Raw genomic sequence first — 23,018 nt, forward strand, 5'->3', positions numbered from 1 at the left:
CGGGTGCCGAACCGATTCTGGGCGTACCCGGCGAGTTACCCGGACGGGCGCGAAATCAGTTGTCGCGCTCCGCCCGGACAATGTCCGGGCGGAGGATCGGATTTACTTCAGGCTGCGGCCCAGCGCTCGCCCGGCCGCGCGGCCGGAGAAGATGCAGCCGCCCAGGAAGGTGCCTTCCAGCGCGTTGTAGCCGTGCACGCCGCCACCGCCGAAGCCCGCGACCTCACCGGCCGCGTACAGGCCGGGGAACGGGGTGCCGTCGGGCCGCATGACCTGGGAGTCCAGGTTGGTCTGCAAGCCGCCCAGGGTCTTCCGGGTGAGGATATTGAGCCGCACCGCGATGAGCGGGCCGTGCGCGGGATCCAGGATCTTGTGCGGGGTGGCGACGCGGCCCAGCTTGTCGCCCAGGTAACGGCGCGCATTGCCGATGGCCATGAGCTGTGCGTCCTTGCTGAACTTGTGTTCCGCGTCCCGGTCGCGCGCGATGATCTGGCGCTCGATGTCGGCGTAGTCCAGGTGCGGGCCGCGCGCGATCTTGTTCATGCCGGCCACCAGATCGGCGAGATTGTCGGACACGATGAAGTCCACGCCGTGCTGCTTGAACGCCTCCACCGGTCCGGGCGCGCCCTTGGCCACCCGGCTGCGGAAGGTGAGTTTCAGGTCCTTACCGGTGATATCGGGATTCTGCTCGGAGCCCGAGAGCGCGAACTCCTTCTCGATGATCGACTGGGTCAGGATGAACCAGGAGTAGTCGTAGCCGGTCGACAGGATCTGCTTCATGGTCGCGTTGGTATCGAAACCCGGGAAAGCCGGTGCGGGCATGCGCTTTCCATTGGCGTCGAACCACAGCGAGGACGGTCCCGGAATGATCCGGATGGCGTGATCGGGCCACACCGGATTCCAGTTGTGGATGCCTTCGGTGTAGTGCCACATGCGATCCCGGTTCACGATGCGCCCGCCGGCCGCCTCGGTGATGCCCAGCATACGTCCGTCCACGTGCGCGGGCACGCCTGAGATCATGTGCTCGGGGCAGGGACCCAGCCGATCCACCGGCCAGTTGCGCCGGATGAGCTCGTGATTGTGGCCGATGCCGCCGGAGGAGACGATGACGGCCTTGGCCCGGAACTCGAACTCGCCCACGATCTCCCGGGAGGACTCCACCCCGCGCTCGGTGGTCGAGGGTTCCAGCACGCTGCCGCGCGCGCCGGTCACGATGCCGTCCTCGACCACGAGTTCGTCCACGCGATGCCGGAAGGCGAAGCCGACCTGCCCGCGCTTCTCGGCCTCCAGTACCGGTTCCAGGAAGACGCGCACGACCTCCGGCCCGGTACCCCAGGTGAGGTGGAAGCGCGGCACCGAGTTGCCGTGCCCGTCGGCGAAGACGCCGCCGCGCTCGGCCCAGCCGACCAGCGGGGTCACCCGCAGGCCGAGCTCGTGCAGGTAGTCCCGCTTCTCGTGGGTGGCGAACTCGACGTAGGCGCGCGCCCACTGCCGGGCCCAGTGGTCCTCGTCCTCGCGGTCGAAGCCGGCCGAGCCGTACCAGTCCTGCAGTGCGAGTTCGAGCGAGTCCTTGACGCCGAGGCGCCGTTGTTCGGGACTGTCCACGAAGAACAGCCCGCCCAGCGACCAGAAGGCCTGGCCGCCCAGGTTGGCGCGGTTCTCCTGGTCCAGGATCAGCACCCGCTTGCCGGCCTTGACCAGTTCGTGAGTGGCGACGAGTCCGGCCAGACCGGCGCCGACGACGATGACATCCGGGTTCTCGATCATGCCCGTTTCCTTGGTTCGTAGAGGTTCGATACACCAATGTATCGAACATTGGCGGTGGTGGGACAGGGCGCATCCGTGTCGGCCGGGTACGGCGGATTCGTGTCGGTGGGGCATGGCATGGTCTGAGTGTGCCCACTTCCATCCCCGGGACCATGACACTCGCCGCGGCGCGCCGTACCGCGCTCGCGGCCCAGGGTTTCGCCGCCGCACGACCCAGCGCGGCGCCGACCCGCCGGACCGTCATGAAGGTGCTGGACAGCACCCGGTTGCTACAGCTGGATTCGGTGTCGGCGGTGGTGCGTGCGCATTACGCGCCGGTGTTCAGCCGGATCGGAAGTTATGACCGCACATTGCTGGACGACGCCGCTTGGACGCACACCGCGCGACGGCCCCGGCAGTTGGTCGAGTACTGGGCGCACGAGGCGGCGTTGCTGCCCGTGCGGGACTGGTCGCTCATGCGCTGGCGCATGGTCGATTACCGGCGCGGGCGCTGGAGCGGTTTCCGGCATGTGTTCGACCGGAATCCCACCCTGGCGGACGACATCCTCGGGGTGATCAAGGAATTCGGGCCGAGCACCGCCGGTGAGGTCGAGAAGCATCTCGAGCTGGATCGTCCACGCACCAAGGAGAATTGGGGCTGGAACCACAGCGACACCAAGGTGGTCTGCGAGGCGCTGTTCTCGGCGGGGGAGCTGACGGTCCCCAAACGTGTCGGCTTCCAGCGGTATTACGATCTCAGCGAACGCGTCATCCCCGCCGAGGTGCTGAACCGTGAGGTGGACGAGGCGGAGGCGGTGCGGGAACTCGTGCGCCGCGCTGCCGCCGCGCACGGTGTCGGTACCGAGACCGATCTACGCGACTACTACCGGCTGAACCGCAAGCAGACCGAGCCCGCCATCGCGGAGCTGCTGGATTCCGGTGAGCTGGAGCAGGTTTCGGTGCAGGGCTGGGACAAGCCCGCCTATCTGCACAGCGGTGCGCGGACGCCGCGCCGGGTCGTCGGCCGGGCCCTGTTGTGCCCGTTCGATCCGCTGATCTTCTTCCGTGCCCGCACCGAGCGGTTGTTCGATTTCCATTACCGCATCGAGATCTACACGCCGGAACACAAACGCGTGCACGGCTATTACGTGTTCCCGTTCCTGCTGGACGGGGAAATCGTTGCGCGCGTGGATCTGCGCGCGGAGCGGGGGACCGGTCGTCTGCTGGTGCCGGGGGCCTTCGCGGAGCCCGGCTGCGACACCGAAAGGGTCGCAGCCGAACTCGCGTCGGCACTGCGTGAAATGGCGGAGTGGCTCGAACTCGACACCGTCGAGACGGGGGAGCGCGGCGATCTCGCTGCGGCCCTGACGCTCGCGCTGAGTTAGAACCCCTGCCGGGGCGAACAGATCAGAACGGCCCGTCCAGGTAGGCGTTGAGCACGATGCCCTTACGCCCGTCGCCATTGCATTCCAGGGTCATCGGAATCAGTGGCCGCGGTGAATCGCCGATGATATAGGTCGGCATCTGTGTGCCGGTGCCGACCTGCCGGGTGCCCAGGCACTGCAGGACCGCGGCGTACCAGGTATTGGCGGGACAGGTGTAGGTGGCGGTGTCGAGCGTCCGGTCGATGCGGCAGGCGTCCGCCGCGCCGGCGGACGGTGCGCCGGTCACGAAGACCAGCGCGGTCGCACCGAGACCGAGTGCGGCGGCGATCGCACAGGATCGGCGGCGCAGGTGGAGACGGTTCATCGAAACTAGCTCCCCTCAGTGTTCGGACAAGATCTGCAAGGACAACAACGCGTCCATACTGGCCCTGTCCGCCGCCGAGTCCCGCGAATTGCTAAGCGAACGTGGCCGTGTCGGGCATGATTCGCGCCGGACCTGCGCACACGGCTACCACCGAGTCGCGTTTCAGATGATCGCCGTAACCGAAGAACGTTCCGCTGCCGGAACCCGCCGCCTCCGGCATGGTCACCCCCACGAGTGCGGCGGCGGCCAGCAATGCGGCCGCCCCGATCACGAAGGATCGGCGCGGACGGCGAAGGCGAATCATGGGGCTCCCCTCTCGGCGGTGATCTTGCCCGATACTTCGTCGCGGACCGGGTGACGGATGGGCGGCGCGGGCCTTGCCGGTAGGCGCCGCCGGAGTGTCGGATGGTGTCGTTAACCTGGTGAGCGTGGCAGATCCCGCGACGTACCGGCCCGCGCCGGGCACCATCCCCGTCGAACCCGGCGTGTACAAGTTCCGGGACGCGCACGGGCGTGTCATCTACGTCGGCAAGGCGAAAAGCCTGCGCAGCCGGTTGAACTCGTACTTCGCCGATGTGGCGGGCCTGCATCCGCGGACCCGGCAGATGGTGACCACGGCGGCGAGCGTGGAGTGGACCGTGGTGTCCACCGAAGTCGAAGCGCTACAGCTGGAATACAACTGGATCAAGGAATTCGATCCGCGCTTCAATGTGCGCTATCGGGACGACAAGTCGTATCCGGTGCTCGCGGTGAGCCTGAACGAGGAGTACCCGCGGGTCTTCGTCTACCGGGGCGCGCGCAAGAAGGGGGTGCGCTACTTCGGCCCGTACGCGCACGCCTGGGCCATTCGCGAGACCCTGGATCTGCTGCTGCGGGTGTTCCCGGTGCGCACCTGCTCGGCGGGAGTCTTCAAGCGGCACAACCAGATCGGGCGGCCCTGCCTGCTCGGCTATATCGACAAGTGCTCGGCGCCGTGCGTCGGGCGGGTGACCGCCGGCGAGCACCGGCAGATCGTGGACGACTTCTGCGACTTCCTCTCCGGTAAGACCGACCGGCTGGTCAAGCAGCTGGAGCGGCGCATGCACGAGGCCTCCGACGAACTCGATTTCGAGACCGCCGCCCGCCTGCGCGATGACGTGCAGGCGCTGAAGCGCGCGCTGGAGAAGCAGGCCGTGGTGCTGGGCACCGGGACCGACGCCGATGTCATCAGCTTCGCGCTCGACGAGCTGGAAGCGGCCGTGCAGATCTTCCACGTGCGCGACGGCCGGGTGCGCGGTCAGCGCGGCTGGGTGGTCGACAAATCCGGTGACGCGCTGGACGTCGCGCAGGCCGGGAGCGAGCTGCCGACGCTGGTCGAGCAGTTCCTCACCCAGTTCTACGGTGAGCAGACCTCGGTGGCCGCGCAGTCCGGTGACGAGCAGCCCGGTGCGGTCGTGCCGCGTGAGGTGCTGGTCCCGGCGCTGCCGCAGGACGCCGAGCAGGTGCAGCAGTGGCTGTCCGACCTGCGCGGGTCGGCGGTGCAGCTGCGGGTGCCGCAGCGCGGGGACAAGAAGGCGCTCGCCGAGACCGTGGAGCGCAATGCCAAGGAGGCGCTGGCGCAGCACAAGCTCAAACGGGCCGGTGATCTGACCGCGCGATCGGCTGCGCTGCAAGGGATTCAAGATGCCCTCGATCTGGACAGCGCTCCGCTGCGAATCGAATGTGTGGACATCTCGCACGTACAGGGCACCGATGTGGTGGCCTCGCTCGTCGTCTTCGAGGACGGGCTACCGCGTAAATCCGAATATCGGCACTACACCATCAAGGAGGCCGCCGGCGACGGCCGCTCCGATGACGTCGGCAGCATCGCCGAGGTCACCCGCCGCCGTTTCGCCAAGCTGCGCCGGGATCTGGACGCCGCCGAGGCCGCCGACCTGGCCGCGGCCGAGTCCGAATCCGATTCGGGCGCACTGGAACCCGTGCTGCCGGGCATCGATCCGCTGACGGGCCGGCCGCGCCGGTTCGCCTATCCGCCCAATCTGTACGTGGTCGACGGTGGTCAGCCGCAGGTGAACGCGGCCGCGGAGATCCTGGACGAACTCGGCATCACCGATGTCGCGGTGATCGGCCTGGCCAAGCGCCTGGAAGAGGTGTGGGTGCCGAACGAGCCGGATCCGGTCATCATGCCGCGCACGAGCGAGTCCCTATATCTGTTGCAGCGGGTGCGTGATGAAGCGCACCGTTTCGCCATCACCTTCCACCGCTCCAAGCGGTCCCGCCGGATGACCGAATCCGCGCTGGATTCGGTGCCCGGTTTGGGGCAGGCGCGGAAGACCGCGCTGGTCACGCACTTCGGATCGGTCGCCAAGCTGAAGCAGGCGACGGTGGAACAGATCATCGAAGTGCCGGGTATCGGAGTGGCCACCGCGCGGGCGGTTCTCGAGGCGCTCGGCGCTTCGAACGGGTAGAGTCCGACACGCCGAGCGGCAAATTTGCGACACGCCGTGTGTGCAGGTCGGGAGCAATAATCACAGCTGCATCTCGCTCCCCGCGTGCGCCTGCCACGGAAACCCGCATCGGTGCAGGATGATCGAGGGAACCCCCAGACACGAACCGGTAGGACATGACGCGCGTCGAAGCCAGTACCACTGCGGTCGAAAACAGCACTGCGGTTGACAACAACAAGGCAGCCGACACTGTCGAGGTCGTTATCGTCACCGGGCTATCCGGTGCGGGCCGCGGCACCGCGGCGCGTGTACTCGAGGATCTCGGGTATTACGTCGCCGACAATCTGCCACCCGAACTCATCGTCCGCATGGTCGAGCTAGGAGTACATGCCGATCCACCGATCCGAAAACTGGCTCTGGTCCTGGATGTCCGTAACCGCTTCTTCACCGGGAACCTGACCGCGGTGTCGGAGCAGTTGCGCGCGGCCGGAGTGCGGACGCGAATTCTGTTCCTGGAGGCCAGCGATGACGTATTGATCCGCCGCTTCGGGTTCGCCCGCCGCCGGCATCCGCTGCAGAGCGAGAGCGCCGACGGCACCTTGACGGCCGGTATCGCCGCCGAGCGGGAACGGCTGTCGAAGGTGAAGACGGCCGCGGATCTGGTCATCGACACCACGGCCCTATCCATTCATCAATTGCACCGCAAGCTCGAGGAGGCGTACGGCGGCGGCGCGGCCACCGCCCTCCAGCTCACAATCCAATCGTTCGGTTTCAAGTACGGAGTACCACTGGACGCCGATCTGGTGTTGGATTTGCGTTTCCTGCCCAATCCGCATTGGGTGCCCGAACTCCGCGAGAAGACCGGACAGGATGCTCCGGTGAGTGAATACGTGCTGTCGAGACCCGGTGCGCAGGACTATCTGAGCACCGCGCGTCACCTCGTCGATCTCACCACCGAGGGCTACCGCCAAGAGGGGAAGCGATACATGACCGTGGCAGTGGGCTGCACCGGCGGTAAACACCGCAGTGTGGCGATAGCGGAGGCCCTGGGTGAAACCCTGGCCGCCACGGACGACGGTTCGGGGGACGTCGTCCGCGTGGTGCACCGGGATCTGGGGCGAGAGTGACCGCGCGCGAGACGAACCCGGCGATAGTGGCGCTGGGCGGGGGACATGGGCTCTATTCGACCTTGACGGCGATCCGGCGGCTGACCCGCAAGATCACCGCCGTGGTCACCGTCGCCGACGACGGCGGCTCCAGTGGCAGACTGCGTTCCGAACTCGGCATGCTGCCGCCGGGCGATCTGCGAATGGCCTTGGCGGCCTTGGCCGAAGAGGCCGACGGCATCTGGGCGCGCACCCTGCAGCACCGCTTCGGCGGCACCGGAGCCCTGGCCGGGCATTCGGTGGGCAACCTGATTCTGGCCGGGCTCACCGAGGAGCTCGGCGATCCGGTGGCCGCGCTCGACGAGGCCGGCAAGATCCTCCGGATCACCGGGCGGGTGCTGCCGATGTCGCCGATCGCGCTCACCATCGAGGCGGATGTGGCTGGGCTGGAAGGCGATCCGCGCGTCAGCCGCTGCATTCGCGGTCAGGTTGCGGTGGCGACCACGCCGGGCAAGGTGCGGCGGGTGCGGCTCATCCCGTCCGACCCTCCGGCCTGTCCGGAGGCCACTTCGGCGATCGAGCACGCGGATGTCGTTGTGCTGGGCCCCGGTAGCTGGTTCACCAGTGTGATCCCGCATGTGCTGGTGCCCGAATTGCACGAAGCGCTGCTGCACACCCGGGCGCGGAAGGTGCTGGTGCTCAACCTGGCTGCGGAACCGGGCGAAACGGCCGGATTCTCCGCGGAACGGCACCTGCATGTATTGTCCCAGCACGCACCGGATTTCACAGTGGATCACGTGGTGGTCGATTCCGAATCCGTACCCGAGGGTAGGGAACGCGAACATCTGGCAAGAGCTGCCGAACAGCTGCGTGCACGAGTAACCTTCGCTGATGTCGCCGAGGCGGGGACAGACCGGCACCACCCCGGAAAGCTTGCCGCCGCACTGGATCAGGTGATCCGGCAACCTCGGCCGGAATTGGCAGGGCTTCGAGTCGAAGGACGGCATATGGGCCAACGTGTGCGGTCCGGGTTGGGTGGAAAGGAGCGCGTCTCGTGGCGATGACAGCGGAAGTGAAGGACGAGCTGAGCCGGCTCACCGTTTCCCAGGTGAGCTCGCGCAAGGCCGAACTTTCCGCGCTATTGCGGTTCGCCGGTGGCTTGCACATCGTCGGCGGTCGCGTGATCGTCGAGGCGGAGGTGGACATGGGTTCCATCGCGCGCCGGCTGCGCCGGGAGATCTTCGAGCTGTACGGATACGGCTCGGATGTGCATGTCCTCGGCGCGGGCGGGCTCCGGAAAACCTCCCGGTACGTGGTGCGGGTTTCCAAGGAAGGCGAGGCGCTCGCGCGCCAGACCGGACTGCTCGATGTGCGCGGCCGCCCGGTGCGGGGGCTGCCGGCACAAGTGGTGGGCGGCAGTATCGGCGATGCCGAAGCCGCCTGGCGCGGTGCGTTTCTCGCGCACGGGTCGCTCACCGAACCGGGCCGGTCCTCGGCCCTCGAGGTGAGCTGCCCGGGTCCGGAGGCCGCGCTGGCGCTGGTCGGCGCCGCCCGCCGGATGGGCATCTCGGCCAAGGCGCGTGAAGTGCGCGGCACCGATCGCGTGGTGGTACGCGACGGTGAGGCCATCGGCGCCTTGCTCACCCGGATGGGCGCGCAGGACACCCGCCTCACCTGGGAGGAGCGTCGCATGCGCCGCGAGGTGCGTGCGACCGCCAACCGGCTCGCGAATTTCGACGATGCCAACCTGCGTCGCTCGGCCCGTGCGGCCGTCGCCGCGGCGGCCCGCGTCGAACGCGCCCTCGAAATACTCGGCGACGATGTGCCGGATCATCTGGCCGCCGCGGGCAAGCTGCGCGTGCTGCACCGGCAAGCGTCGCTGGAGGAACTCGGCCAGCTGGCCGAGCCGCCCATGACGAAAGACGCTGTGGCGGGCCGCATCCGGCGGCTGCTGTCCATGGCGGACCGCCGCGCCAAGGAACTCGGTGTCCCGGACACCGAATCCGCCGTCACCGCAGAGCTCCTCGAAGAGGCGTGAATTACCCCGCTGCGGGATGTGAATAACGCTGTCAGCGCCGCAACTCGGTGAGTTGCGGCGGCTGCGTGCCCGCTGGGACGCGTGTGAACGCTTCGAGGTTCACACGTGGCAGGGGCGTGTCCGTGATGTATCTGTTACGGGTCTAGGGTGTGAGTGCAACGGAAACGATCCGCTTGAAAGCTGAGGAGCGATAACGTGACTGTCCGGGTAGGCATCAACGGCTTCGGCCGTATCGGACGCAACTTCTTCAGGGCGGTCGAGGCGCAGAAGGCGCTCGGCACGACCGACATCGAAATCGTCGCGGTCAACGACCTCACCGATAACAAGACGCTGGCCACCCTGCTCAAGTACGACTCGATTCTCGGTCGCCTGCCGCAGGATGTCTCGCTCGACGGCGAGGAGACCATCGTCGTCGGCGATCGCCGGCTCACCGCCCTCGCCATCAAGGAGGGCCCGGCGGCCCTGCCGTGGGGTGACCTGGGTGTGGACGTGGTCGTCGAGTCCACCGGCATCTTCACCGACGCCACCAAGGCCAAGGGTCACCTGGCGGCCGGCGCCAAGAAGGTCATCATCTCCGCGCCCGCCAAGGGTGAGGACATCACCATCGTGATGGGCGTCAACGATGACAAGTACGACGGTTCGCAGAACATCATCTCGAACGCGTCCTGCACCACCAACTGCCTCGGCCCGCTGGCCAAGGTCCTGAACGACGCCTTCGGCATCGAGCGTGGCCTGATGACCACCATCCACGCCTACACCCAGGACCAGAACCTGCAGGACGCCCCGCACTCGGATTTGCGTCGCGCCCGCGCCGCGGCCCTGAACATCGTGCCGACCGGCACCGGTGCGGCCAAGGCCATCGGCCTGGTGCTGCCCGAACTGCTGGGCAAGCTGGACGGTTACGCGCTGCGCGTGCCGGTTCCGACCGGCTCGATCACCGACCTGACCGCCGATCTGCGCACCCAGGCCTCGGTCGACGAGATCAACGCCGTGTTCAAGGAAGCCGCCGAGGGCAAGCTCAAGGGCATCCTGAAGTACAACGTCGATCCGATCGTCTCGTCCGACATCGTGACCGACCCGCACTCCTCGATCTACGACGCGCCGCTGACCAAGGTCATCGACAAGCAGGTCAAGGTTTCCTCGTGGTACGACAACGAGTGGGGCTACTCGAACCGCCTGGTCGACCTCATCGGTCTCGTCGGTAAGTCGCTGTAAACATATGGCGATCAAGACACTCCAAGATCTGCTGAACGAGGGTGTCGAGGGTCGGGGCGTGCTGGTGCGCTCCGACCTGAACGTGCCCCTCGACAGTGCCGTTTCGAGCGACCCGCAAGCGATCGCTAGCGGCGGTGTGATCACCGACCCGGGCCGCATCATCGCGTCGGCGCCGACCATCAAGGCGCTGGCCGAGGCCGGCGCGAAGGTGGTCGTGACCGCGCATCTGGGCCGCCCGAAGGGTGAGCCGGATCCGAAGTTCTCCCTCGCGCCGGTGGCGGCGCGGCTGGCCGAGGAACTGGGCCGCAATGTCCAGCTGGCCGGTGACGTGGTGGGCTACGACGCGCTGTCGCGGTCCGAGGGCCTCACCGACGGCGATGTGATGCTGCTGGAGAACGTGCGTTTCGACCCCCGCGAGACCAGCAAGGACGATGCCGAGCGCACCAAGCTCGCCAAGGCCCTGGTCGAATTGGTCGGCGACGACGGCGCTTTCGTGTCCGACGGTTTCGGAGTGGTGCACCGCAAGCAGGCTTCGGTGTACGACGTGGCGAAGTTGCTGCCGCACTACGCCGGAAACCTGGTCGCGGCCGAGACCGAGGTGCTGAAGAAGCTCACCGAGAACCCGGAGCGTCCCTACGCCGTGGTGCTCGGCGGCTCGAAGGTCTCCGACAAGCTGGCGGTCATCGAGGCGCTCGCGCCGAAGGTGGACACGCTGGTCATCGGCGGCGGCATGTGTTTCACCTTCCTTGCGGCGCAGGGTCTTCCGGTGGGCACCTCGCTGCTGCAGGCGGAGATGATCGACACCTGCAAGGGTCTGCTGGACAAGTACGCGGACGTCATCCACCTGCCGGTGGACATCGTGGCGGCCGACAAGTTCGCCGCCGACGCGGACTCGAAGGTGGTCGCCGCCAACGAGATTCCGGACGGCTGGATGGGCCTGGACATCGGTCCCGAGTCGGTGAAGCGCTTCTCGGCGCTGCTGACCGAGGCCAAGACGGTGTTCTGGAACGGTCCCATGGGCGTGTTCGAGTTCCCGAACTTCGCGGCGGGCACTCGCGGTGTGGCGGAGGCGATTTCGTCGGCCACCTCGAAGGGCGCGTTCACCGTGGTGGGCGGCGGCGATTCGGCCGCGGCCGTGCGCACGCTTGGCCTGCCGGACGACGGTTTCTCGCACATCTCCACCGGTGGCGGTGCGTCGCTGGAGTATCTGGAGGGCAAGGAACTTCCGGGCATCGCGGTGTTGGAGGACTGAATCATGGCACGTAAGCCTTTGATTGCCGGCAACTGGAAGATGAACCTCAATCACCTCGAGGCCATCGCCCTGGTGCAGAAGATCGCCTTCGCACTGCCGGAGAAGTACTTCGCCAAGGTGGACGTCACGGTGATTCCGCCGTTCACCGACCTACGCAGTGTGCAGACCCTGGTCGAGGGTGACAAGCTGCTGATCACGTATGGCGCGCAGGATGTCTCGACGCACGATTCGGGCGCCTACACCGGTGAGATCAGCGGGTCCATGCTGGCCAAGCTGAACTGCTCGTACGTGGTGGTCGGGCACTCCGAGCGCCGGCAGTACCACAACGAGACCGACGCGACCGTGCTGGACAAGACCAAGCAGGCGCTCAAGTACGGCATCACCCCGATCGTCTGCATCGGGGAGGGCCTGGGCGTCCGCGAGTCCAAGACGCACGTCGAGTACAACCTCGAGCAGCTGCGCAACTCGCTGAAGGGGCTGACGGCGGAGGAGATCTCCAAGATCGTCATCGCCTACGAGCCGGTCTGGGCCATCGGCACCGGCAAGGTGGCGACCCCCGCGGACGCGCAGGAGGTCTGCGGCGCCATCCGCAAGGAGCTCGCCGAGCTGGCGGATCCCGAGGTGGCCGCGGGCGTCCGGGTGCTCTACGGCGGCTCGGTCAATGCCAAGAACGTCGGCGAACTGGTCGGTCAGACCGATATCGACGGCGCGCTCGTCGGTGGCGCTTCCCTGAAGGGTGACGAGTTCGCCACCCTGTCCGCGATCGCGGCGGGCGGCCCACTGCCGTAAGGGTTTTCACTCGCCGAAGGGGCCGGACATCTCCGCGATGTCCGGCCCCTTCGACGTTCGCACAACGGTTCCCACCCCTCCTTCGGCGGCGTAACGTGTTTTCATATCGGAGCGCGTGGGAGGCGTGCCGTGGACGTTCTGAACGTGTTGTTCTGGATCGCGCTGATCGGCGGCGCGCTCTGGTGGTGGACCAGCAGGCGCAATGCCGGTAATCCCGCGAGCAGCCCCGCCGGCGCCGACAACCTCGACCTCGCCCTGACCCGCATCCAGCTGGAGAAGCAACGCTCGGACCAGCGCATCGCGGAACAGCGGGCGCGCAAACTCGAACAGGCTCGCCGCGGCTACCCCGAATTCGAGCGCCTGTGCCGTGACCACGCGGCGAAAGCCAAGGCCCGCCGCACGGAACACCTCATCAAGCGCACCGCCGCCCACCCCGAGACCACCTTCAAGACCTGGATCATCTCCGGCGCTTACGGTCCCTACACCCTGAACAAGGCCATCTACATAGGCGAGGACGCCAAACCGTACCGCCCCGTCTACGGCGACCCGCGCGGCGAGGACATAGTCCGCGAAATGACCCCCGAGGACCTCGCCGGCATCGACATCTCCTGGCCCGCAGGCGACTCCACCGCCGACACCATGCTGGTCAGTCGCTTCGACATCTTCGCCGAAGTCCTCGCCCGCGCCCTACGCTGACACCCCGCGCGGCGGATTGTCCTTACCCAGCGCGGCATTGAGCCGATACGCCCCGCCGAGCCCATGGAACACCGCCATCACGAGGCCGCCCACCGCCAGCCCCGCAACGGCGGGTGCGAGATGCGCGGGCATATCGGCCCACAGTCCGAACAGTGCAGCCAGCAGCAGTCCGAGCGTCCCGGCCGCGGCGTTCCGCAGTGAGGAGTTTCCCCAGACATTCGGAAACTGCTCCGAGCGATCAGGAATCGAAGTAGAGCCGCTCGAGTGGTTGGCCTGTGATCTCGGCGATGAGCTCGAAGTCCTTGTCGGCGTGGAGAACCACGAGTTTCGCGCGTTCCGCGACCGCCGCGATCAACAAATCGGGGATCGATGGCGCGCGATGGTGGCCCTGGTCGGCGAGCGCCCGCAGCACCTCGACGGCTCGATCCTCGGCCGCGGGGGTGAGGTACTCCAAGGGCATGCTCGCAAGTGGGGGTAGATCGAGGAGATCGGAGAGGTCCTTTGCCGACCGGGCGGAATGGCCCGTCTCCAACACGGTCACCGTCGTGATGCGTACGAGTCCGCGTTCGATGCGTTCGGCCCACGCTGCGGCATCGGGCGATCGGCCGAGACGTACCAGTGCCGATTTGTCGATCAACCATGGACGATTCAATCCCATGCCTTCCCCATGACGTCAGGATCCTCGAGATCACGCGCAAGCCGGCCGAGACGATCCAGATCGGTCATCGTGACGGGAACTGCGGACCGGAAGTCTCTACTCAGCCAACGTCGTAGGAACTCGCTGCGTGAAACACCCAAGTCCCGGGCACGCCGATCGATCTCCTCGATCGCAGCATCCGGAACGTCCCGGATCAGGATATCTGTCACAGCCCTCACCTCCTGATATCAACGATATCAGGGCATTGCCCACGGACTGGGCGGAACGGCTAAGGGGAGAGGATGACCGGGAGTTCGGCCAGGCCTCGCAGGACCAGGTTGGCTTGCCAGGTTGGAGTGAAGGCTTGGTCCGCCAGGCGGAGGTGGGGGTAGCGGGTCAGGAGGGCGGTGAAGGCGGTGGTTGCTTCCAGGCGGGCCAAGGGGGCGCCTACGCAGTAATGGATGCCGTAGCCGAAGGCTATGTGGGCCGAGGTGTCGGCGGTGATGTCGAGGGTGTCGGAGTGGGGGTAGCGGGTGGGGTCGTGGTTGGCGGCGCCCAGGGCCACGAAGAGGTATTCGCCGGCTGGGATTTCGGTGGGGCCCAGGCGGATCGGTTCGGCGGTGTAACGGAGGGTGGCCCAGCTGACGGGGCCGTCGTGGCGGAGGAATTCCTCGATCGCGTTGGGGATGGTGGCGGGGTCGGCGCGGATCAGGTCCAGTTGGCTGGGGTTGCGCAGGAGGTTGTAGGTGCCGTTGCCGATCAGGTTGACCGTGGTTTCGTGGCCGGCGACCAGCAGGAGGAAGGACATGGCGATCACTTCGGATTCGGTGAGCGCGTCGCCGTCCTCGCTGGCGTGGACCAGGGCGGAGAGCAGGTCGTCGCCGGGGTGGGCGTGTTTGGCGGCGATCTGGGCGCGGAGGTAGCCGGCCATTTCGGCGGCGGCCTTCTCACGGTCGGGCTGGTCGCCCAGCAGGCCTACCAGGACCTTGGTCCAGTATTGGAACGAGGCGCGGTCCTCGAACGGGATACCGAGCAGTTCGCAGATGACCTGCACGGGTAGGGGATTGGCGAAGGCGGCCAGCAGGTCGACCTCGCCCTTGCCTTCGAGATCGTCGAGCAGGGCGTTGGTGAGTTCCTCGATACGCGGCTTCAACTCCGCCGTGCGGCGCGGGGTGAACGCCTTCACGACGAGTTTGCGCAGGCGGGTGTGGTCGGGCGGATCGCTGTTGAGCATGTGCTCGCCCAGCATCCGGGCATCCGAACTCGCATTGGTCGCATAGCCTTTGTGCGCCGCGATCTCCCGCAGCCCGCCGACTCCCTTGCGCACGCGCGGGTCCGTCAGCGCGGTCCGGGCCTCGTTGTAGCCGAGGACCACCCAGGATTCCCAGCCGTCGGGCATCCGGATGTGCTTGACGGGCCCGCCTTCCCGCCACCGCCGGTAGTACCGGTGCGGGTCGTCGAAGAAATCGTCGCCGACCTCTTCGACCAGGTCCGTCGCTGCGCTGTCGGTCATCTCGTTCTCGCTTCGGTAGCGTGACCAGGCTCGGGGTGCTGCGTCACCCACGCTACCGATTCCCTTGGCGCAGCGCCGTTTCCGCTGCTCGGCCGCCCGCTACGAGCGCAGATTCAGTGCGGCAGCGGTTCCGGCGCGGGCGGCCCGACGTAGCGGGCGGCGGGCCGGATGATCTTGCCGCTCTCCGCCTGCTCCAGAATGTTCGCGGTCCAGCCGACGGTCCGGCTGACGGCGAAGGTGGGCGTGAACATGGATCGCGGAATGCCGGACAGCTCCATCACCACCCCGGCGTAGAACTCGACGTTCGCGTACAGGGTGCGGCCGGGCTTGAGTTCGGCCAGCAGTTCCACCACCCGCCGCTCCACGGTGGTCGCGAAATCGACCAGGGGCCCGCCGATCTCGGTGGCGATATCGCGCAACAGCAGCGAGCGCGGATCGTCGGTGCGGTAGACCGGATGCCCGAACCCCATGATCCGGTCCCCGCGCGAAATCTTGTCCCGCACCCAGTCGTCGATCCGATCGGGCGTCCCGATCTCGTCCAGCCCGTCCAGCGCGCGATCGGGCGCACCGCCGTGCAACGGCCCGGTGAAGGCGCCGATGGCGGCGATGAGCGCCGCGGCGATATCGGCCCCGGTCGAGGCCACCACCCGCGCGGTGAAGGTGGAGGCATTGAACCCGTGGTCGATCGTCGCGATCAGATACTGCTCGATCGCCCGCACCGCCGCGGGTTTCGGCAGCTCGCCCGAGATCATGTACAGCCAGTTCGCGGTCGTGGACAGCTCCGGTTGCGGCGCAACAGGTTCCAGCCCCTGATGCAGCCGATGCAGGGCGGCCAGAATGGTCGGCGTCACTGCGCAGATGCGCAACGCGTCACGCGACCGGGCGGTGGGGCCGGAATCCCAGAGCGGTTGCAGCTCCAGCGTTTCGGCCAGCATCGACAGCGCGGTGCGCAGTCCGGCCATCGGCCGGAATCGAGTGCCCGCGGTCGCGGCGGCCGTCAAGACCGGTAGCAGTTCCGCGGGCAGATCCCGCAGTCCCGCAATGGTCCCCGTGAATTCGGCCAGTTCGCCAGGCGTCGGCAGCCGCCCTTCCAGCATCAGGAACCACACCTCTTCGAAGGTGCGCCCGGTCGCGAGATCGATGGCCGAGTACTGCCGGTAGTGATAAAACCCTTCGCGCCCGCGAACATCGCCCAGCCGGGTCTCGGCGGCGATGACATGCCGCAGTCCGGCAGGCACCTCGATCAGTTCGTCGACGGGTTCGGTATTGATCGTCATTGTTCAGACCTCCTGGACTGAACTGTGCGAGTCTCATCAACTACAGTCAATATTGATCCAGTCAACATGACTTACGAAGGCGCAGCTCATGCCCGAGGAAAGTGACGGACGTTACCTCACCACCGGTGAGGTCGCGGCGCGTCTCGATATCAAGCCCGCGACGGTCTACGCCTATGTCAGCCGTGGTCTGCTGACCAAGGTCTCGACGTCGGATCGGCGGGGTAGTCGTTTCAGCGAGGACGAGGTGGCGCGGCTCGCGCGCAGCCGCCGGCCCGGGAGCGGGCCGCGCGGCACGCTCGAGGACATCACCTCCGGGATCTCGCTGCTCGACCACGATCAGCTGTACTACCGCGGGCACAATGTCGCCGATCTGGTGGCGGCCTATCGGGTCGATTCGGTGGCCGATCTGCTGTGGACCGGCGACTTGTCCTCCGCCTCGACACAATTCACGGCGCCGCCGGAGATGCTGGCGATCACGCGCGCGGCGGTGGCGGCCCTGCCGCCGGAGGCCCGGCTCACCGATCGGATGCGAGTGGCTGTCGCCGTCGCGGGGTCGACCGACCGGTTGCGTTTCGACCTGTCACCGCAGGGCGTGCTGCGGGTCGCGGGGATCCTGCTCGCGGTCGAGGTCGATGCCGTCAATACGGTTCCCCAGGATTCCGGCACCCTTGCCAAGCGACTGTGGCCCGCGCTCACCGACCATCCCGCGCACACCCACATCCTCGATACGACGCTGACCCTGCTGGCCGATCACGGCCTGGCGATCTCGACGGTCGCCGCCCGGGTGGCGGCGAGCGCGCGCGTACACCCCTACGGCACGGTCGGGGCGGCGTTGGGTGCGCTGGACAGTCAATATCACGGTGGGGCAAGCACTCTCGCCTACCGATTCCTCACCGAGGCGCTGACCGATCCGGTCGGCGCGGTCTCGGAGCGGCTGCGGACGGGCAGTCAGCTGCCGGGCTTCGGGCATCTGGTGTATCGCGAGTCCGATCCGCGGGCGGAACTGCTGCTCACCATGCTGCGTTCGGTGCCGGCGGCGACTCCGGCGCTGGAGGCCATCGACACGATCACCGCGCAGCTGGGTGCGTCGGTGGCGGGGGTGCCGAGTGTGGATCTGGCGCTGGCGGCGCTCATGCACGCCTTCGAGATGCGCCCGGACGCGGGTGAGGCGATCTTCGCCGTGGCGCGCACGATCGGCTGGGTCGCGCACACGCTGGAGGAGTACGCGGAACCGCCCATGCGATTCCGCCCGGTCCGTTCGCCGGAATCTCCTGCGCCGTAGGGGGACTACACCACCCCCGCGCGCTCAGTCCTGCTGTTCGCCGGTCTGCTTCGCTTCGGCCTGCGGCCGGGGAGACACCCGGATGACTCCGGCGTCGAGGTCGAGGGCGAGGCGCGGACGGTGCTTCTGCCCGTCGCTGTCCTCACTGCCCTCGTCGAGAAGCTTCGGTCCGAAAAGTTCGCCCATGACACCCACGCCTCCACACTAGTCCTCAGGATGTCCACATCCATTCGGCAAGCCGGATTCACGCGGAGCGGTTACCTTCGTTGATGTGTTCGGCATCATCCGACCCTGTCGTCATCGACTGGGCGAGGAACTCGGGCGGGCCTGGCTGGCGCAACTGTGCGGACTCTGTCTGTCGCTACGCGACGACCACGGTCAAAGCGCCCGTATAGCAACCAATTACGACGGTCTCGTCGTGTCCGCCCTGGTGGAAGCGCAGTCGACCGCGCCACCCACCCGGCGTGCGGCGGGCCCCTGCCCGCTGCGCGGTATGCGGCGCGCCGATGTGGCCACCGGCGACTCCGTGCGATTGGCGGCCACCGTGTCGCTGGTGCTGGCCGCCGCCAAGGTGCGTGACCATATCGACGACGGCGACGGCATGGCCGGGACCGCCGGAATCCGCCCCGCCGCACGGCGTATCGCGCAACGCTGGGCGCGACAGGGCGAATCCTCCGGTGTGGGACTCGGTTTCGACACCGGTGTGCTGCTGACCGCGGTGGATCGGCAGACCGCCATGGAGCTGGCGGCCGGTCCGAGCACCCCGCTGCTGGAGATCACCGAGCCCACCGAGACCGCGACCGCCGCGGCCTTCGGCTATACCGCCGTGGTGGCGGGCCGCCCCGGAAATCAGCAGCCGCTGTCCGAGGTGGGCCGGATGTTCGGCCGCATAGCGCATCTCCTGGACGCCGTCGAGGATCTGTACGACGACGTCGAGCACGGCAAGTGGAATCCCTTGGTGATCACCCGCACCGAGGCGGCCGAGGCGCAGCGGCTGTGCACCGACGCCCTGCTGGGCATCGAATTGGCGCTGAAGGAAGTCGAATTCAGCGATGGCCGGCTGATCCACAAACTGCTCACCCATGAGTTGCGCCGCTCGGTGCAGCGCACCTTCGGTGGTAGTAGCCACGCCTGCGCCACCAATCAGACCACGCTGAATCCGGTGCGCCCGATCAGCCGCTGGGATCGCCGCCGCGGTTATCCGCCGCCGCCTCCCGGTGGCTACTACGGCCCGCCGCAGGGTTACGGCCCGCCGCCCGGCTATTACGGTCCACCGCAGCGTCGCCGCAGTTCCTGCCTGCCGTTCTGCGAGGGCATGGCGTGCTGTGCCTGCTGCGACTGCTGCGATGACTGCCTCTGCTGCGGTGAGGGTTGCTGCTGCGCCGACGAGTGCTGCAACGACTGCTGCTGAACCTCAGCTCAGCACGCCACCGCCGTCGACGGTGAGAATCGTTCCGGTGGCGTGCGGCTGGGTCAGCAGGTAGAGGTAGGCGCGGGCGACATCCGCCACCTCGGCGATGCGCTGCAGCGGCGTGGCCGCGGCGGTGTCGTCGTAGAACTGCTCCCGCATCTCCTCGGGGAAGTTCCACAGCGGCGAGCGCACCACGCCCGGCATCACCGCATTGACGCGCAGCGGCGCGAGTTCGACCGCGAGCGCGCGGGTGAGCGCCTCGACCGCACCGCACATGCTGGACGTGATGATCGAGCCCGGCACCGGGCGCGGCCCCGCGGTGCCGGTGGTGAGGGTGATGGACCCGGTGGGCGTGAGGTGCGGCGCCGCGGCCTGCACGGCCGTCACCGCACCGAAGTAGCGCAGTTCGAAGAACTTTCGCGCCGCCGCCACGTCGAGGTCGGCGAGCGGGGCGAGCAGCAGCGGTTCGCCCGCGGTGTAGACGAGGTGGTCGAGCGCGCCGAATTCGCCGAACAGCGCCCGTACCCGGTCGCCGTCGGTGAGATCGACCGCGCGACCGGTGACGCCCTCGGGCAGTTGCGCGAGAGCCTTGTCCACACTGTCCTGGCGGCTGGACGCGATGGTGAGCTTCGCGCCCTGTGCGGCGGCGGCCTGCGCGACGGCGAGGCCGATTCCGGAGGTGCCGCCGAGGACGAGGACCTGCTGGCCTGCGAGAGACATCGGGATTCCTTTGTGCGTCCAGTAGGAAAGGTGGTTGGTATGTGAAGTACTGACGGCTGATTCGTAAGCTCGTCGTCGCTTGCCGGTGGAAGTCCGGTCCGGGTAGCTGCCAGGAGGCCCGGTAGCAGGCTGGCGGTCTCGTCTGGAAACGGGCGGGGTCGAAGCCCAGCGTCGAGCACCCTCGTGTGTGGGGTGTGCAACCGAACGGTCCGTAACGTGAAGTGAAGCCTGCCGCGTCGTTACCTGACCTGCCCGGAAACGGATGGGGCGAGAGAGTGCCGAGCCCCGAAAGGACGGGCGAAGGCCATGGAAGCGGTGAAGACCCTGGAAGAGCAGCCGTGAAGGACTCTCCGGCGTAGAGGGCTCGGAACGTTCGGATAGTGACGGCGGGAACTGGAGAGGCCCTCCCCGGCCCAGCAGACTGCGCAGTGCTGCCGGAGTGCGGCGACCTATAACCGGTGAGGAGCCGGGAAGTGGAAGCCAGCCGGAAGGGCGTCGGAGGTGGCCGTAGTACCGATCGAGCCGAGCGGACAACATAACCGCCGGTGAGGGAAGGGCCACTACTACGTCGATGCATGCGATTGACAGGAGAAGTGCTCGGTGAGTGCCCTCAAGCTGGCTAGTCCCGCCGCTACTGAAACCCGTGCCGTGGGCAGGGTTTCGGTGGACAAGGTGCGTGCCCTGCAACACATGCTCTACCGGACGGCCAAGGCCGATCCCGGACGACGGTTCCATGCGCTGTGGGACAAGGTCTCGCGCAGAGACGTCCTGTGGCGAGGCTGGATCGCGGTGCGCGCCAACAACGGCGCATCGGGCATCGACCGGATCACCCTGGACTGGATCGAACACGAGTACGGCGCGGACCGGCTCGTGGACGAACTGGCCACCGAACTGCGGGAAGGCCGCTATCGGCCGTTGCCGGCGCGTCGGGTGTTCATCCCGAAGCCTGGAACGAAAGAGCAACGGCCACTGTCGATTCCCGCGGTGCGTGACCGCGTCGTGCAAGCGGCGGTCAAGATCGTGCTCGAGCCGATCTTCGAGGCCGACTTCGCTGACTGCAGTTTCGGGTTCCGCCCGAAACGCAGTCAGCACGACGGATTGCAGGTCCTGATGGACGAGAGTTTCCGGGGCCGCCGGTGGGTGGTGGAAACCGGTATCGCCAACTGCTTTTCGGCGATACCGCATGACGGGTTGATGCAAGCGATCTCCGAACGGGTGTGTGACCAGTCGGTGCTCAAACTGCTGCGAGCGATGCTGCGCGCGGGAGTGATGGATGCCGGTGTGGTCGAACACTCCGATACCGGAACCGCGCAAGGCGGGGTGATCAGTCCCTTGATGTGCAACGTGTACCTGCATCGGCTCGATCGGGCTTGGGACACACGCGCATTCGGGATGCTGGTGCGTTTCGCTGATGATCTGCTGGTGATGTGTAAATCCCGGTACCAAGCCGAGGCCGCGCTCGCGCGGCTGCGGCAGTTGTTGGCTGAACTCGGCTTGTCGCCGAAGGAAGCCAAGACACGCATCGTCGAATTGGTCGAGGGCGGAGAGGGTTTCGATTTTCTCGGCTTTCATCATCGGCTGGTGCGGTCGCGGGGTGTCACTGGTAGGCGCGGTGTGGTGTTTCTGGCTCGCTGGCCCAGTGATCGGGCGATGCGACGAGCACGGGACCGGATCGCCGAGCTGACGAGGCGGTCCCGGTTGTTGTTGCCGGTCGAGGAAGTGGTGAAAGACCTCAACAGGTTCCTGCGCGGATGGACCGGATATTTCCGTTACGGTCACAGCGCTACCCGCTTCAAATTGATCGAGACACACGCTCGTCTGCGACTTGCCCTGTTCATCGGTAAGAAGCACAAACGCGGCCGTGGCTTCGGCTGGACCGCGATGTGTCACTCGCCGGATGGATGTGGGCTGGTGGACCTGACCGGGACTGTCGTGGCACCCAGGGCGAACAAGCCCTGGCGGGAGAAACCGAATACCGGCGGTGAACGGCGTAGGTAAGCCGTGTGCGGGAGAACCGCATGCACGGTTTGAGGCGGCGGGAGCTGGAGAGGTGACTGCCTGACCACGGGCATCAGGGGACGCACAACCGACCGGGAAACCGGCGGCACGAAGGCCCTGGGTCCTACCGTCAGAGATCATTCGCTACTCCAGTTCCCGACCCGACCGGGAGAAAAGCCTTTCGGCCTTGCCTGTTCACCTTGGCTTTCGCGCGGTCCCCGCGTCCAAGACCTATTCCGCGCCCTGTAATACCCTGGAGGCATCATGACCGATGTGGATCTGCGCAAGCTGCGCTACTTCGTCGCGGTGGCCGAACATCTGCACTTCGGCCGCGCCGCCGAAGAGCTGTTCATCGCGCAGCCCGTGCTGTCCCGGCAGATCCGTGCGCTGGAGGACGAATTCGGGGTGCGGCTGTTCGAGCGCGACCGGCGCGGCACCGCCCTCACGGCCGCGGGCGAGCAGCTGCTGGCCGACGCGCGGCCATTGCTGGCGAACGCGGACGCCTTGCGCCGCAGGGTGATTCGCGCGGACGGCGGCGTAGAGACCTTCACCGTCGGCTTCATGCCCGGCCTGATCGTGACCGGCGTGGTGCGCGCGCTGGCCGAGCGGCATCCCGGTCTCGTCATCGACCCGATCCGCACCACCTGGGACGACCAGACCGATGTGGTGCACGACGGCCGCGTCGACGTGAGCGTGGTGCGCCTGCCCATCGACCCGCGCGGCCTCGAAGTACGGCCGCTGTACACCGAACCCCGCGTGGTCGCCATGGCCGCCGACCACCCCCTCGCCGCCAAGCAGACGGTGGGGATCGCGGACCTCGCCGCCGAACATCTGCTCCAGGATCCGGAGATCGTCCCCGAATGGCGGGACGTGGCACTCGAATGGTCCCCTGCGGCAAGAGGTTTGCGCGCCGATCACCCGCCCGTGCCGGCCTTCCGCAGTGTCGAGGAGAAGCTCGAATACGTCGCGGCGGGCCGCGGGATCATCTTCCTGCCGTTGTCGGTCAAGGCCTTCTACACCCGCCCCGACATCGCCTACGCCGAAGTCCCCGATATCGCGCCCAATCAGGTGAGCCTGGCGTGGGCGGCGGGCCGGAACTCCCCGCTCATCGAGGAATTCGCCGAGCTCGCCGCCGCGGAGATGCCGGCGTAGCTACCGTGGTT

Annotated in this window: 23 protein-coding genes; 13 read left to right on the forward strand and 10 right to left on the reverse strand. The window is 67.2% G+C overall.

Features of this window, described 5'->3' with window-relative positions:
- Positions 1–102 precede the first annotated feature (102 nt).
- Positions 103–1,767, reverse strand: a complete 1,665-nt coding sequence (locus tag ACH438_RS05585) for an FAD-binding dehydrogenase (protein WP_397001567.1) — start codon at positions 1,765–1,767, stop codon at positions 103–105.
- A gap of 152 nt (positions 1,768–1,919) precedes the next feature.
- Here ACH438_RS05585 and ACH438_RS05590 point away from each other — a divergent pair, with 152 nt between their 5' ends.
- The gene (locus ACH438_RS05590; RefSeq protein WP_397002304.1) at positions 1,920–3,131 is read left to right on the forward strand and encodes a winged helix-turn-helix domain-containing protein; all 1,212 of its coding nucleotides are present in this window, start codon (positions 1,920–1,922) and stop codon (positions 3,129–3,131) included.
- 22 nt (positions 3,132–3,153) lie between these two features.
- Here ACH438_RS05590 and ACH438_RS05595 read toward each other — a convergent pair whose 3' ends face one another.
- Together ACH438_RS05595 and ACH438_RS05600 are read right to left on the reverse strand one after the other, a co-directional pair.
- Positions 3,154–3,495 carry a hypothetical protein gene (locus ACH438_RS05595; RefSeq protein ID WP_397001569.1) on the reverse strand — a complete coding sequence of 114 codons (342 nt, stop codon included), beginning with the start codon at positions 3,493–3,495 and terminating at the stop codon, positions 3,154–3,156.
- A gap of 91 nt (positions 3,496–3,586) precedes the next feature.
- Positions 3,587–3,799, reverse strand: a complete 213-nt coding sequence (locus tag ACH438_RS05600; RefSeq protein ID WP_397001570.1) for a hypothetical protein — start codon at positions 3,797–3,799, stop codon at positions 3,587–3,589.
- A gap of 124 nt (positions 3,800–3,923) precedes the next feature.
- Here ACH438_RS05600 and uvrC point away from each other — a divergent pair, with 124 nt between their 5' ends.
- From uvrC to ACH438_RS05640, 8 genes are all read left to right on the forward strand, one after another.
- Positions 3,924–5,942 carry an excinuclease ABC subunit UvrC gene (uvrC, locus tag ACH438_RS05605; RefSeq protein ID WP_397001571.1) on the forward strand — a complete coding sequence of 673 codons (2,019 nt, stop codon included), beginning with the start codon at positions 3,924–3,926 and terminating at the stop codon, positions 5,940–5,942.
- 155 nt (positions 5,943–6,097) lie between these two features.
- Entirely contained in the window at positions 6,098–7,048 is a 951-nt protein-coding gene (rapZ, locus tag ACH438_RS05610; protein ID WP_397001572.1) for an RNase adapter RapZ, read from the forward strand.
- Positions 7,045–8,091 carry a uridine diphosphate-N-acetylglucosamine-binding protein YvcK gene (gene yvcK, locus ACH438_RS05615; protein WP_397001573.1) on the forward strand — a complete coding sequence of 349 codons (1,047 nt, stop codon included), beginning with the start codon at positions 7,045–7,047 and terminating at the stop codon, positions 8,089–8,091. Before rapZ ends, yvcK begins: the two co-directional genes overlap by 4 nt.
- Entirely contained in the window at positions 8,082–9,065 is a 984-nt protein-coding gene (gene whiA, locus ACH438_RS05620) for a DNA-binding protein WhiA (RefSeq protein ID WP_397001574.1), read from the forward strand. The genes yvcK and whiA overlap by 10 nt, the downstream gene beginning before the upstream one ends.
- A 195-nt stretch (positions 9,066–9,260) precedes the next feature.
- On the forward strand, positions 9,261–10,280 hold the full coding sequence (gap, locus tag ACH438_RS05625; RefSeq protein WP_397001575.1) for a type I glyceraldehyde-3-phosphate dehydrogenase: 1,020 nt from the start codon (positions 9,261–9,263) through the stop codon (positions 10,278–10,280).
- 4 nt (positions 10,281–10,284) lie between these two features.
- A complete protein-coding gene (locus ACH438_RS05630; RefSeq protein ID WP_397001576.1) occupies positions 10,285–11,532 on the forward strand; it encodes a phosphoglycerate kinase in 1,248 nt (415 codons plus the stop codon).
- Between the two features lie 3 nt (positions 11,533–11,535).
- Positions 11,536–12,321: a triose-phosphate isomerase gene (gene tpiA, locus ACH438_RS05635; RefSeq protein WP_397001577.1), complete on the forward strand. Its 786-nt coding sequence runs from the start codon at positions 11,536–11,538 to the stop codon at positions 12,319–12,321.
- Positions 12,322–12,450: 129 nt separating this feature from the next.
- Positions 12,451–13,017 (forward strand): hypothetical protein, encoded by a 567-nt coding sequence (locus ACH438_RS05640; protein WP_397001578.1) that lies wholly within the window; start codon positions 12,451–12,453, stop codon positions 13,015–13,017.
- Here ACH438_RS05640 and ACH438_RS05645 read toward each other — a convergent pair.
- From ACH438_RS05645 to ACH438_RS05665, 5 genes are all read right to left on the reverse strand, one after another.
- A complete protein-coding gene (locus ACH438_RS05645; RefSeq protein ID WP_397001580.1) occupies positions 13,009–13,149 on the reverse strand; it encodes a hypothetical protein in 141 nt (46 codons plus the stop codon). The two genes, ACH438_RS05640 and ACH438_RS05645, sit on opposite strands and share 9 nt — an antisense overlap.
- A gap of 106 nt (positions 13,150–13,255) precedes the next feature.
- Positions 13,256–13,675, reverse strand: a complete 420-nt coding sequence (locus ACH438_RS05650) for a PIN domain nuclease (RefSeq protein ID WP_397001582.1) — start codon at positions 13,673–13,675, stop codon at positions 13,256–13,258.
- On the reverse strand, positions 13,666–13,884 hold the full coding sequence (locus ACH438_RS05655; protein ID WP_397001584.1) for a ribbon-helix-helix protein, CopG family: 219 nt from the start codon (positions 13,882–13,884) through the stop codon (positions 13,666–13,668). The genes ACH438_RS05650 and ACH438_RS05655 overlap by 10 nt, the downstream gene beginning before the upstream one ends.
- A gap of 59 nt (positions 13,885–13,943) precedes the next feature.
- The gene (locus ACH438_RS05660) at positions 13,944–15,167 is read right to left on the reverse strand and encodes a cytochrome P450 (protein WP_397001586.1); all 1,224 of its coding nucleotides are present in this window, start codon (positions 15,165–15,167) and stop codon (positions 13,944–13,946) included.
- A 113-nt stretch (positions 15,168–15,280) separates the two neighbouring features.
- Entirely contained in the window at positions 15,281–16,444 is a 1,164-nt protein-coding gene (locus tag ACH438_RS05665; protein ID WP_397001588.1) for a citrate/2-methylcitrate synthase, read from the reverse strand.
- Positions 16,445–16,532: 88 nt separating this feature from the next.
- Here ACH438_RS05665 and ACH438_RS05670 point away from each other — a divergent pair, with 88 nt between their 5' ends.
- The gene (locus tag ACH438_RS05670) at positions 16,533–17,726 is read left to right on the forward strand and encodes a citrate synthase (protein WP_397001590.1); all 1,194 of its coding nucleotides are present in this window, start codon (positions 16,533–16,535) and stop codon (positions 17,724–17,726) included.
- A 24-nt stretch (positions 17,727–17,750) separates the two neighbouring features.
- On the opposite strand, the gene ACH438_RS05675 is transcribed toward ACH438_RS05670, so the two are convergent.
- Positions 17,751–17,912, reverse strand: coding sequence for a hypothetical protein (locus ACH438_RS05675; RefSeq protein WP_397001592.1), 162 nt, complete (start codon positions 17,910–17,912; stop codon positions 17,751–17,753).
- An 85-nt stretch (positions 17,913–17,997) separates the two neighbouring features.
- Between ACH438_RS05675 and ACH438_RS05680 the strand changes: the two genes are divergently transcribed.
- Positions 17,998–19,137: a DUF5685 family protein gene (locus ACH438_RS05680; protein WP_397001594.1), complete on the forward strand. Its 1,140-nt coding sequence runs from the start codon at positions 17,998–18,000 to the stop codon at positions 19,135–19,137.
- 3 nt (positions 19,138–19,140) lie between these two features.
- Here ACH438_RS05680 and ACH438_RS05685 read toward each other — a convergent pair whose 3' ends face one another.
- Positions 19,141–19,857 carry an SDR family oxidoreductase gene (locus tag ACH438_RS05685; protein ID WP_397001596.1) on the reverse strand — a complete coding sequence of 239 codons (717 nt, stop codon included), beginning with the start codon at positions 19,855–19,857 and terminating at the stop codon, positions 19,141–19,143.
- Positions 19,858–20,457: 600 nt separating this feature from the next.
- Between ACH438_RS05685 and ltrA the strand changes: the two genes are divergently transcribed.
- Both ltrA and ACH438_RS05695 read left to right on the forward strand, forming a co-directional pair.
- The gene (ltrA, locus tag ACH438_RS05690) at positions 20,458–21,855 is read left to right on the forward strand and encodes a group II intron reverse transcriptase/maturase (RefSeq protein ID WP_397001598.1); all 1,398 of its coding nucleotides are present in this window, start codon (positions 20,458–20,460) and stop codon (positions 21,853–21,855) included.
- Positions 21,856–22,119: 264 nt separating this feature from the next.
- A complete protein-coding gene (locus tag ACH438_RS05695) occupies positions 22,120–23,007 on the forward strand; it encodes a LysR family transcriptional regulator (protein ID WP_397001600.1) in 888 nt (295 codons plus the stop codon).
- Positions 23,008–23,018 lie beyond the last annotated feature (11 nt).

This window comes from Nocardia sp. NPDC020380 (assembly GCF_044386975.1).
Taxonomy (GTDB): Bacteria; Actinomycetota; Actinomycetes; order Mycobacteriales; family Mycobacteriaceae; genus Nocardia.